The following is a 12,497-nucleotide window of genomic DNA, read 5'->3' on the forward strand; positions in this document are numbered from 1 at the left end:
CGACATTCGCATGACATTCCAGTGCATGCGGAATGCAATGATTGCAGTCCGTGACGGATTGAGGCATAAGTTCTCCCAAGGATTGCATTTATTACTCGTGCGACCATTGCCCGACCGTACCTCTCCCGAGTAATGGACGCTGCCGTGCCGCAGGCGGTAAATGCAACAGGAGCGCATCAACATGCACAGTGCGCTCCGATTGACAGCGGCACACACGTCATCGGGGTGTCCGTTCCATAAAAGACTCCACGCCGCCTCGAACCGAGAGGATCGTTTCCATGCGCAAAGCCCAGGCCATCACTCCACTTCTTCTGATCCTCGTCTTGGCGCTCTCGCTTGGCGTTCGTCTGAGCTATTACTCGCTCTGGGACAAGAATCCGGACAGGAACACCTTCAGCGACGACATTCCGTTGCTGATCAATATGGACGGCTATTTCTACCTGCGCATGGCCGAACAGATCCAGCAGGGGACCTACGATACTTTGGATGAAAAGAGCGTCTACCCCCAAGGCGCTTCCAGACGCAGTGTTCCGCCGTTGCTTTCTTCCATCACGGCGTGGACTTCCAGCACGTTTTCCATGCGCCTGGAAGACGCTGCATTGCTCATCCCGGCTATCATCGGCAGCCTGCTCGTCTTTCCCATGTTCTTTGTCGGACGCTTCTACGGCGGCAATCTCGCAGGCATCTGCGCGGCCTTGTTCGCGGCTGTCGGCCCCGGCTTTGTTGAACGCTCCTCTGTGGGCTTCTTCGATACAGACGGCGGCAACATCTTCTTCGCGGCCACGTGCGCGGCCATGTTCATGCAGTTCGGAGCTCGCAAGAGCTGGAAGCGATATCTCTGGCTCGCCGGCGGTTTCGTGTCTTATGGATTGTTTCTGCTCTGGTGGGACCAGACACTGGAGGCTGTGTCCGCTGTGGCGTTGCTGCCACTGGTCGGCGCGTTGATTGTGGACTACCGCCCCCGCCGTCGGGAGGCGGCCATCTTCTTCGCTGCCCTCGCTGTTGTCGGCCTCGCCTTCATCTTTCTTCAAGGTTCTGGATTCATAGGAGCATCCATTGAACGCGCAACGCGAACCTTAGCGTACGTCAAGAAAGAAACCACGGCTTTTCCCAATCCGGCCATGTTCGTCGGCGAGCAGCAACGCCTGCAGCTCAGTCTCATCTCCGAGCGCACTATGGGCTCCATGATCGGGATGATTCTTGGCTTTGCCGGGTTGACCCTTCTTGTCTGGAAACAACGACTGCGCTGCCACTATCTCTCTGGATTCATTATCACTGGTGTCATGTCCTTTCTTGCAGCGCGATTTGTCATATTCCTCATTCCGCTGCTTGCGCTCGGGATTGCGTACCTGATTACATGGTTGTGGTCGCGCGACAATGAGCAATCTATTTGGCGACTTGCAGCCATTGGGTGTTTTGCTCTTGCTCTATTGTTGCAGATGATGACTATATACGGCTTCCGACAGGTGAGCGTCGCATCCAGCCATCCGGAAGTAACGGAAGTCATGCTCAAGCTGAAGGATTTGACGCCTGATAATTCAGTGCTCTGGGCCAACTGGGATATTGCATATCCTTTGATGCTCTACTCTGATCGTGCAACGATTGTAGACGGACAATCACGAACTGCAGAGCGATTCTGGATCAATTGCGTTCCCTTTGCCTGCGCCACGCAGCGACAGGCTGCCAACTGGATGCAGTTCTACGTTGCGCATGGCGAGGAGGGGTTGCAGAAAGCGAAAAACGACTTGGGCGGCACATGGGCCGCGGCGCTGCCCCGGCTCCTGGATCTGCTGGCCATGGGGCCGGACGCAGCCGGCGAATCCCTGCGGCAAGAGTTCAATTCACCGGAGGAGCGAGGCGCCATGCTGGCGTTCCTCTTCCCGCAGGATACACCGCCGATCTATCTTTTCCTGGACCACCGCTCCATGCACACCCCCTGGTATACGGTGGGACGATGGGATTTCGCCAATAAACAAGGATTCATGCCTACTATCAATTTATTCATTTCCGCGATGGTTGATGAACACAATCTTAAGGCTCTCGCTTTTCGGTTCGGCTACCTCATTACAGCCAACTTGGACACAGGCATCGCCATGGTAGGCGGACGAAGGCACGAGCTTTCCAAGTTCATCACACTTGAATCCCCCGACAATACGATCCGTACGTATCGTGACGAGGGCAATGTCATTGGTTACAATCCAATGGCCAGAGGTGGTGCATTTTCGTCCCCACAAGTTGTGGACACCGTGATTTACCAACTTCTTGTAGGGGACAAGAACGACAGTTCCTACTTCAGCAATGTCTACGATCAGCCGATACTGGTGCAATGCTGGCAGGTGTCTGGCGACCACTACTCACAGCAGGCTAACTAGTTTTTGTTGGACTACATGCACTATCGCGTTATATTTCTTTTCATAACAAGGATCACGAATGGACATCAGCATTGTCATGCCCGCGCATAACGAGGCCGAGAGCATCACAGCCGTTCTCGAACGCATCCAGCGCACGATGGATGCCATTGGCCGACGCTATGAAATAGTACTGGTGGATGACGGCTCCACGGACGAGACAGCCGCTCTTGCAGAACAATCCGGCGCCCGTGTCGTTTCAAACCCGATGAATATGGGTAACGGCGCCGCGGTCAAGGCCGGCCTGCGCAACGCACAAGGCGAGATCATCGTGCTGCTGGACGCCGACGGGCAGCACCCGCCCGAGTGTATTCCCGACCTTCTCGCAGCCCTCGAGCGTGCGGACATGGTTGTGGGCGCCCGCAGCAAGGACTCGGACACCAAGTGGCACCGCGACCTGGCCAACACGGTGTACAACAGGTTCGCCAGCTATATCACCGGAGTGGATATCAAGGACCTGACATCCGGCTTCCGCGCCCTGCGCGCCGAGGTAGGCCGGGAGTTCATCTACCTCTTGCCCAACACGTTCTCGTACCCGACCACCCTGACCATGGCTGTGCTCCGCTCCGGCCTGCGGCTCATCTACGTGCCTATCCAGGGGGCCAAACGTCGCGGGAAAAGCAAGATCAAGCTGATGAAGGACGGCCCGCGCTTCCTGCTCATCATCATGCGCATTGCTACGCTGTTCTCGCCGATGAAAATATTCTTCCCGGTGAGCCTTGGCATGTTCGCAGCCGGCCTGGGCTGGGGCCTGTTCAAGATACTCTTCCTCGGCATGCGCTACGGCCCCACATCCGCCATGCTCATGACCGTGGCCGTGCTGACGTTCCTTGTGGGCCTGGTTTCCGAGCAGGTGACCACGCTGCTCTACGCGAGCTCTGCACGTGCGGCAGAAGCGGCGCAGGCCGAGATCGAAAAAGAGGTACGGGAGAAGGCTGCCGAGGAGTGCCGGGAGTGAAGAAGCCCAATCTGTTTTTGGTCGGAGAGCAGAAGGCCGGGACCACGACGCTCCATCAAATGCTGTCTGCACATCCCGACGTCTTCATGACTCCTCTAAAAGAGCCAGGCTTTTTCTGCACGGACCTTCATAGCGAATCTGATTCACATCACAAGAAACGTAAATTTTACAGCTACCGCAGTTGGGAAGAGTACATCAAACTCTATTCAAATTGGAGATCAGAACAATACGGGGGAGAATCATCGAGCCTCTACTTTTTTTCGAAAGAAGCCATACGTAATATTCACTCTTGCAACCCGGAATCCAAAATCATTATCCTCTTAAGGGATCCACTCACATACATCCCGTCACTCCATGCACAGTACCTGAAAGAGCAAAATGAAGATATCAGCGACCTAAACGCCGCCTTGAACGCTGAGCCCAAACGTCGACAAGGTTTGCTCATCCCTACCAGAGTTCCGGCACCCTCTTTGCTCTATTATTCAAAAAGAGTACAATACGGCAGGCATCTGGAGAGAGTGTATAAATACTTTGACAAAAAGAATGTATATGTTGAATTTTTTGATAATTTAATTTCCAATAACTCATCTTCATTCGCAAAAATTTTGCATTTTTTGAACGTAAGCCAGCACGTCACGATCCGTAATATTCAAGCCAATCCGAGAAAAAAACGACGTTTCAACATATTGTATACGCTAATCAACAATCCACAACTCAAATGGATCATTTTGCGTTCATCCCCGCTAGATTTACAACTAAAAATAAAACGCCTGTTAGATGCCATATTTCTGGGCCCAGGAAAACGTCCCTCCCTCACGGAGGATCTCCGCTGCCGTTTGATCGAAATGAGCAGGGCAGAAGTATTGCACCTGGAGCAGGTGCTCGGTCGTCCTACGCCATGGAAGTGGGTGCATGAAGATTGACAAAAGCAATTTACGCTCGACCGGAAAGATTTTTCTCATGCTGTCCTTACTGATATGGGCAGCTATCTGGGCATGGCTCAACAAAGATAGATTGGCACTGGCCTTCCAATTTAACTTTGGCAGTTTTTTATTTCTAGTGCTGCTGGCAATTACTTCGTTTATTTGTATTGGGTATACAAACCAAATATTCTTTACATACCTCGGTACACCATTGCAATTCAAGCAATGGGCCGCTCTCTCTTTTGCAAGCTCATTGACTAACTTGATATTTCCGCTACGTGCCGGTGCATATTTTCGCGCTCGATATCTCAAAAAAAAATTCACATTACCTTACTCAATGTTCCTGAGTACCCAGGCAGTATTCATCACAATGAATATTCTGGTAAACTGTCTAATTGGCATCGCTTCGTACGCATGGCTGCATCATATAGAATACAACGCCCCTCGCTCTCTGGTGATAGCCTTTGCAGCTGTATTCGTGTTTTGCCTTGGCCTTTTGTTATTTGTTCCACCAGCTCAAAATAAACACAATAATACTGGAAAAATATATACGTTTATCTTGCAAATTCATGACGGCTGGCATCAACTGCGTTCGAGCCGCAGCCTGATGCTCAAGATCATTCTTCTGACTCTGATTTTGAGCTCCATTTCGATCACCCGCCTCTATATTGCATTTATTAGTGTAGGCCATCCCATGATACCGGCCGGTTGCGCTTTGGCCGCCTCACTTGCCGGAATCGGAACAATTCTATCACTTACACCGTCCGGTCTGGGCATCAAGGAAGCCGTCATAGTCTTCATTGGCGTCAGCCTGAAGATCCCGGCAGAGATCGTTGTCCTGGCTGCCGTCATGGATCGGGCTGTTGGAATACTTGTCCTGGTGACGCTTGGATCTGCAGGCGGATTATACATCATGCACGAATCAACCACCTCAATGCATTCAACAGATGGCAATAGTCCCTCGTGACGCAATAGGAATATAGATCTCCATGAGACGTATACTTGTGATTACTTCCACATATCCTCGTTGGGGGGGGGATGTGACTCCTGATTTTGTCCACGAGTTATGCAAACATGTCTCACGACATAATGATATTACAGTCGTTGCACCATATACTCCAGGCTCAAAAACACGCGCGATCATGGACGGCATTCCAGTCTATCGCTTCAAGTATTGGCTCAATACAGATAAAATATTAACAAATGGCCAGGCAATTCTTCCAAATCTCCGAAAAAAAACATGGTACTGGATTCAAGTTCCAGCGTTAATACTATCCGAGATAATTTACGCAGCATACCTGCTACGTAAATTTAAGCCACAGATTATTCATGCACACTGGATTGTGCCACAAGGACTCTGCGCCTTTTTCGCTCGCCTGATCTCCATGCATCCATGCTCGGTCATATGCACAGTGCATGGCACAGATATCTGGGGATTGGGCCGGCTCAATCCTCTGAAAAAGTACATTTGGAACCATATCGACGGCCTCACGATGGTGAGCAACTCGCTTGTCCAGGAAGTAAAACGCATTGGAATCGCCCCAAAAATTCGTACGGCGGTCATTCCCATGGGAATAGATACAGAGCAGTTCAATCCCAAGCGCCGCGATCCGATTCTTCGGCAACAGCACCGTATATCTGGCCCGTTTCTTCTCTTTGTCGGACGTCTCAGCAAGCCGAAGGGAGTCACCGATCTCATTCAGGCCATGCCCGAGATCATACATGCATTTCCAGATGCCAAGCTGCTCATCATCGGTTCCGGGGAAGAGTATGACGCTCTCGTCAATAGCCGTAATAATCTCAATCTCACCAGTGATCAGGTCTCCTTCCTCGGCTCACTGCCGAAACATGCCCTCCCTCCCTATTATGCTACGGCTGATATATTCATTGGACCTTCCGTGAGAACACCACACGGTGATCAGGAAGGATTCGGTCTTACATTCATTGAGGCAATGGCGAGCGGGACCCATGTTGTCGCTACGGATCTGCCCAATTTCGACGACTATATTGAAGACGGCGCGACCGGCTACAGGATCAGGCAGCAGGACCCGCAGTCCATCTCGCAGAAGGTCATCAACATTTTGAGTGATCCCCAGCCAACCATACCAAAGAACGCGAGAAAATTTGTGGTGGAGCGTTTTGATTGGAAGGCCATAGGTGAGGCTTACAACGCTTTTCTGTGGGACGAGAATACGCCCCACGATTGTGTTGATGAGGCCACCAATCGCACAGACTGACTGGAGTTGCCCTCGCAAAACCGGACACCCCTGTTAGTGCCCTGCCTCCGGTCCGCCGCCTCTGACGAGCTCTTGTCGGGCCCATTCTCGGCGGCGTCCCTCCGGCTCTTCATTCCCCGACACTGAGGGCTTCAGCGATCTGATGTATTCCCGTGGGGACATCATCTTCATCCCTTTGAGCGGATGGTGTTCGTTGTAGTCCTCAAACCACGCGCCAAGCGAGGCCAGTACACTGCGGGCGTCGGGGTGCTCCTTGACCCTCACGTAGTCCCTGCGGAAGGTCTTCACGAATGACTCGGCCATGCCGTTGCTCTCAGGACTTCTGACGGGCGTAAATTTCGACACCAGACCGACCTCGGCCGCAAACGCCACCGTTTCCCTTGCCGTATAGCAGGAACCGTTGTCTGAAAGCCATTCCACCCGATGCGATGCGGGGACGCTGCCGAAGCGTTTTTCCACGCATTCAAGCATCAGATCGCGGATCATTTCTCCGGAAACGCCACCGGTTGTGGCAACGTGTCCGACAACTTCACGGTCGCGACAATCAAGGGCGAAGGCAACCCGAACCGATTCGCCATTGTCGCAGCCGATCTCGAATACGTCCGAACTCCAACGCACATTGCGTTTCAGCACGATGACCTTGCCGTCGTGGGGCCTGTCAGAGCGTTTGCCAGTGTGTCGGGTGAGCAGCAAGCCATGAAGCTTCATGATGCGGTAAATCCGCTTGTGGTTCCCCGGCGTCAGGCCGCGTTGTCGAAGCCGCCTGTTGAGCACCGCACAGACGCGGCGGTAGCCGTATGTCAGGCGCTCATCGATGATATCCCGGATCTTGGACAGCAACCTTTCGTCCTCTGCCTTCGAGTACCTCGGAGGGCGCACGCGAGGCCGATCTGCCAGGCGCTCGTTCAGCCTCGAGCGTGAGATGTCGAGCGCTTCTGCTATGCGCTTCACGGCGTGTCGTCCTTGAAGGACAACTGTGTACGCGAGATCAGTTTTTTTTCGCGAGCAACCTCCAGGGCGTCCTTGAGAATCTCGACCTCCATGGTCTTGCGGCCGAGCAAGCGTTCCAGCTCACGAATCCGTTTCTTCATGTCTCTGGCTTCAGCTGCGCTGATGACCGAATCGTCGGATTTCACGGCAACCATGCCCCCTTCACTCATGAGCTTGCGCCATCGATACAGCAGGCTCGGCGCAACACCGTTCTTGCGGGCTGGTGTTGCCCCCGCTAAATCGGACACTCGGCTGTTGCCATAGAGCGGATGAACTCGCGAGGAGATTTCATCCGCAACCCCTTGTGGGGATGCCTCTCGTTGTAATCTTCGATCCAGTCCGCCAGCTGTCCGAACACCGTCACGGCATCCGGCCTGTCGCTTATGCGCACGTAATCACGCTTGAACGTGTTCACGAACGCTTCGGCAATGCCGTTGCTCTCCGGGCTCCTGACGGGCGTGAACCGGCTCTCCAGGCCCAGCCACGAGGCGAACTCCACCGTGTCTTTCGCCGTGTAGCATGAGCCGTTGTCCGAAAGCCATTGCACCGGGCGGGGAGTTCGATTTGTCCCGAACCGCTTCTCGACGCACTCCAGCATCAGGTCCTGGATCATCGAGCTGGAAATGCCCCGGCTCGACGCCATATGGCCGATGACTTCCCTGTCGCAGCAATCAATGGCGAACGCCACCCTGACCGCCTCGCCATTGGCGCAGGACACTTCGAAGACGTCGGAACTCCAGCGCAGGTTGCTGCGCAGCGTAATTACCTTGCCGTCATGGGCGCGCGTCGGCCGCTTGCCGGAATGCCGCGTCAGCAGAAGTCCATGAAGGCGCATGATGCGGTAAACGCGTTTGTGATTCACGCGAGGCTGGCCCAACTCAACCAGGCGTCGATTGAGCACGGCGCAAACCCGCCTGTAGCCGTACGTGAGACGATCGTCGATGATGTCGCGAATGAGCGGCAGCAGCGCTTCATCTTCTGCCTTGGAATAGCGAGGCGGCCTCACCTTTGGCTGGGCGCCGACGCGCTCCACAAGCCTGGACCGGGAAACGCCCATGGCGTCTGCAACGCGCGTCATGGGGTATCGTCCTCGAAGGGCAATGGCGTGCGCGAGATCAGTTTTTTTTCGCGCGCAATCTCGATGGCCTCCTTGAGGATCTCCACTTCCATCGTCTTCTTGCCCAGAAGGCGCTCGAGATCGCGGATGCGCTTCTTCATGGCCCGCGCTTCGGCTGCCGAAACAACCGTGTCGTTGGCCTCGATGGCTTTCCTGCCGCCCTCGCTCATGAGCTTCCTCCAGCGGAAAAGGAGATTGGGGGCGATGCCGTGCTTGCGGGCCACGTAGGAGACGCTCATGCCTGGCTGCGACGACTCCTCGACGATCCGCAACTTCTCGGTCAGTGCCCAGCGCCGGCGCTGGACACTGTGCACCACCTCTACCGTCGGATACTCGTTAGCACTATGTCTAGACATGCCTCCAGACCTACCTCTTCGGTATGCCGAGGTGTCCGGTCGAAACGGGGGCTACTCCACGGGCCACATAGGAGACCGACAGCCCGGGATGAAAAGACTCCTCGACGATGCGCATCTTCTCCTGGGTGCTCCAGCGCCGGCGCCGGACCTCCGTGACAACCTCTACCGTGTACCTCTCGTTAGCATCAGGTCTGGTCATAGTGCTAGACCCATCTCCTAAGCGTTTGTGAGGTGTCCGGTCGAAACGGGGGCTACTTCACTGACGGCCTGAACAGATGGTTCCGTCACAAGACAACCGTTCACCTGCTTGGTCTAACCCTGCATAAGCACACTACGATCGTACTCCCCCCCCGCCCCCCCCCCGAACGCAGAAAGGCCCGAGTTGGAAATCCAACTCGGGCCTTTCTGTAAGGATGTGCCCTGGCAGCGACCTACTTTCCCACGAACTCCTCCGCAGTATCATCGGCGATGGAGGGCTTAACTTCCGTGTTCGGAATGGGAACGGGTGTGGCCCCTCCTCCCTGGCCGCCAGGACAAATTTGGCGAAATATAAGGAAAAATAGGGATGGATGAGAATGATGAGTAAAAAAGACGAACGGACTATTAGTACCGGTTTGCTGAACACATCGCTGTGCTTACACACCCGGCCTATCAACCATGTAGTCTACATGGGTCCTTCGGGGAGACCTTATCTTGAGGCAGGCTTCCCGCTTAGATGCCTTCAGCGGTTATCCTTTCCGATCATGGCTACCCTGCTGTGCCGTTGGCACGACAACAGGTCCACCAGCGGATCGTTCACCCCGGTCCTCTCGTACTAGGGGCAACCCCTCTCAAGTCTCCTGCGCCCACGGAAGATAGGGACCAAACTGTCTCACGACGTTTTAAACCCAGCTCGCGTACCACTTTAATCGGCGAACAGCCGAACCCTTGGGACCTGCTTCAGCCCCAGGATGTGATGAGCCGACATCGAGGTGCCAAACCGCGTCGTCGATGTGAACTCTTGGACGCGATCAGCCTGTTATCCCCGGCGTACCTTTTATCCAATGAGCGATGGCCCTTCCATGCGGGACCACCGGATCACTAAGGCCAACTTTCGTTCCTGCTCGAGATGTCTCTCTTACAGTCAAGCTCCCTTATGCCTTTGCACTCAACGGCTGGTTTCCAATCAGCCTGAGGGAACCTTTGCATGCCTCCGTTACTTTTTGGGAGGCGACCGCCCCAGTCAAACTACCCGCCAGACACTGTTTCCGAACCGGATAACGGTATCGGATTAGAGCCTTAGACTAGCAAGGGTGGTATTTCAAGGGTGACTCCACGAACACTGGCGTGCCCGATTCACAGTCTCCCACCTATCCTACACATGCTAGCCCAAAACCCAATGTCAAGCTGCAGTAAAGGTGCACAGGGTCTTTCCGTCTTTCCGCGGGTAGACGGCATTTTCACCGCCAATTCAATTTCACTGAGTCTCTAGCTGAGACAGCGCGGAGATCGTTACGCCATTCGTGCAGGTCGGAACTTACCCGACAAGGAATTTCGCTACCTTAGGACCGTTATAGTTACGGCCGCCGTTTACCGGGGCTTCGGTTTAGAGCTTCGCTTACGCTAACCCCACCCCTTAACCTTCCGGCACCGGGCAGGCGTCAGACCCTATACGTCGTCTTGCGACTTAGCAGAGTCCTATGTTTTTAGTAAACAGTCGCCACCGCCATTTCTCTGCGGCTTCCGACAGCTGAAGAAGTAAATTCTCTCACCATCAGAAGCACCCCTTATCCCGAAGTTACGGGGTCATTTTGCCGAGTTCCTTAGCTAGAGTTCTCTCAAGCGCCTTGGGATGCTCTCCCCGCCCACCTGAGTTGGTTTGCGGTACGGTCACGCACAACTATACTTAGAGGCTTTTCTTGGCAGCATGGGCTTAACCACTTCAGACGTTAAGTCACGGCATCGCGTCTCGGCCGTCCAGAGGGCGGATTTGCCTACCCTCAAGCCTACACGCTTACACCATCTATTCCAACAGATGGATGGTCTACCCTTCTGCGTCCCCTCATCGCGCGTTATGCGTGGTACGGAAATATTAATCCGTTTTCCATCGGCTACGCCTTTCGGCCTCGCCTTAGGGACCGACTAACCCTGGGAAGATTACCTTTACCCAGGAAACCTTGGGCTTACGGCGAACAGGTTTCTCACCTGTTTTATCGTTACTCATGTCAGCATAATCACTTCCCATCAGTCCAGCAAACCTTACGATTCACCTTCGTCCCGATGGGAACGCTCCCCTACCGCGCGAACAAAGTTCGCGCCCGAAGCTTCGGTACCATGCTTAGCCCCGTTACATTTTCGGCGCAGGAGCATTAGACCAGTGAGCTATTACGCTTTCTTTAAAGGATGGCTGCTTCTAAGCCAACCTCCTGGCTGTCTATACGCTCCCACTTCCTTTCCCACTGAGCATGGATTTTGGGACCTTAGCTGTCGGTCTGGGCTGTTTCCCTTTCGACCCTGGACCTTCGCACCCAGAGTCTGACTCCCAGGCTGGAAACTGACGGCATTCGGAGTTTGATAGGGTTTGGTAACCTGGTGGGGCCCCTAGCCCTTTCAGTGCTCTACCTCCGTCAGTCATCACCTGAGGCTATACCTCAATATATTTCGGGGAGAACCAGCTATCACCCGGTTTGATTGGCCTTTCACCCCTATCCACAGGTCATCCGAGAAGTTTTCAACCTTCAACGGTTCGGTCCTCCACTCGGTTTTACCCGAGCTTCAACCTGCCCATGGATAGATCACCGGGTTTCGGGTCTACTCCCTCGTACTGATCGCCCTATTCAGACTCGCTTTCGCTTCGGCTCCGCTCACGCTTAACCTTGCACGAGAGAGTAACTCGCTGACTCATTATGCAAAAGGCACGCTCTCACACCATAAAGATGCTCGAACTGCTTGTAGGCAAACGGTTTCAGGTTCTATTTCACTCCCCTATCAGGGGTTCTTTTCACCTTTCCCTCACGGTACTGGTGCACTATCGGTCGCCGGCGAGTATTTAGCCTTGGATGATGGTCCACCCAGATTCCCACGGGGTTTCACGTGCCCCGCGGTACTCAGGAGCCTCCTGAGCCGCGTACGATTTCATGTACGAGGCTATCACTCTCTATGGCACAGCTTCCCAGCTGCTTCCATTATCGCATACGGATCTCGTATGGAGGTCCTACAACCCCGCCTGCTCGAAAGCCGACGGTTTGGGCTAATCCCCGTTCGCTCGCCGCTACTGAGGGAATCTCGCTTGATTTCTTCTCCTCCAGGTACTGAGATGTTTCACTTCCCTGGGTTCGCTTCCTAAGGCCTATGCATTCAGCCAAAGGATAACCGGATAACTCCGGCTGGGTTGCCCCATTCGGAAATCCTCGGTTCAAAGCCTGCTTGGCGGCTCCCCGAGGCTTATCGCAGCCTACCACGTCCTTCATCGCCTGCCGGCGCCAAGGCATCCACCGTTTGCCCTTTCTATCTTTTCTACCCGTTCTCA

7 protein-coding genes, 2 rRNA genes and 1 pseudogene are annotated in these 12,497 nt (G+C 54.2%); 5 read left to right on the forward strand and 5 right to left on the reverse strand.

Going from position 1 to position 12,497, the window contains the following annotated elements; all coding sequences use genetic code 11:
• Positions 1–278 precede the first annotated feature (278 nt).
• The 5 genes from E8L03_RS05220 to E8L03_RS05240 are packed head-to-tail and all read left to right on the forward strand — an operon-like array spanning position 279 to position 6,526.
• Positions 279–2,372 (forward strand): STT3 domain-containing protein, encoded by a 2,094-nt coding sequence (locus E8L03_RS05220; protein WP_171266757.1) that lies wholly within the window; start codon positions 279–281, stop codon positions 2,370–2,372.
• 58 nt (positions 2,373–2,430) lie between these two features.
• Complete coding sequence (locus E8L03_RS05225) at positions 2,431–3,366, forward strand: glycosyltransferase family 2 protein (protein WP_171266758.1); 936 nt, start codon at positions 2,431–2,433, stop codon at positions 3,364–3,366.
• Positions 3,363–4,289 (forward strand): sulfotransferase family protein, encoded by a 927-nt coding sequence (locus E8L03_RS05230; protein ID WP_171266759.1) that lies wholly within the window; start codon positions 3,363–3,365, stop codon positions 4,287–4,289. The genes E8L03_RS05225 and E8L03_RS05230 overlap by 4 nt, the downstream gene beginning before the upstream one ends.
• Positions 4,279–5,256 carry a lysylphosphatidylglycerol synthase transmembrane domain-containing protein gene (locus tag E8L03_RS05235; RefSeq protein ID WP_171266760.1) on the forward strand — a complete coding sequence of 326 codons (978 nt, stop codon included), beginning with the start codon at positions 4,279–4,281 and terminating at the stop codon, positions 5,254–5,256. Before E8L03_RS05230 ends, E8L03_RS05235 begins: the two co-directional genes overlap by 11 nt.
• Before the next feature lie 22 nt (positions 5,257–5,278).
• Entirely contained in the window at positions 5,279–6,526 is a 1,248-nt protein-coding gene (locus tag E8L03_RS05240) for a glycosyltransferase family 4 protein (RefSeq protein ID WP_171266761.1), read from the forward strand.
• 138 nt (positions 6,527–6,664) lie between these two features.
• Here the strand turns inward: E8L03_RS05240 and E8L03_RS05245 are convergent.
• The 5 genes and pseudogenes from E8L03_RS05245 to E8L03_RS05270 all read right to left on the reverse strand — a co-directional run.
• Positions 6,665–7,737, reverse strand: a pseudogene (locus tag E8L03_RS05245) (IS3 family transposase); the annotation flags it as partial.
• A gap of 14 nt (positions 7,738–7,751) precedes the next feature.
• Positions 7,752–8,989, reverse strand: a protein-coding gene (locus tag E8L03_RS05255; protein ID WP_171266763.1) for an IS3 family transposase whose coding sequence is annotated in 2 segments (ribosomal slippage) — positions 7,752–8,644 and positions 8,644–8,989 — 1,239 coding nt in all. Because the reading frame shifts where the segments join, the coding sequence is not laid out codon by codon here.
• Positions 8,990–8,999: 10 nt separating this feature from the next.
• Complete coding sequence (locus E8L03_RS05260) at positions 9,000–9,188, reverse strand: transposase (protein ID WP_171266764.1); 189 nt, start codon at positions 9,186–9,188, stop codon at positions 9,000–9,002.
• 219 nt (positions 9,189–9,407) lie between these two features.
• Positions 9,408–9,522: ribosomal RNA gene (gene rrf / locus E8L03_RS05265) — 5S ribosomal RNA — on the reverse strand.
• Between the two features lie 49 nt (positions 9,523–9,571).
• Positions 9,572–12,486 (reverse strand): 23S ribosomal RNA (locus tag E8L03_RS05270).
• Positions 12,487–12,497: the final 11 nt, after the last annotated feature.

Origin of the sequence: Oceanidesulfovibrio marinus (genome assembly GCF_013085545.1) — a bacterium.
Taxonomy (GTDB): domain Bacteria; phylum Desulfobacterota; class Desulfovibrionia; order Desulfovibrionales; family Desulfovibrionaceae; genus Oceanidesulfovibrio; species Oceanidesulfovibrio marinus.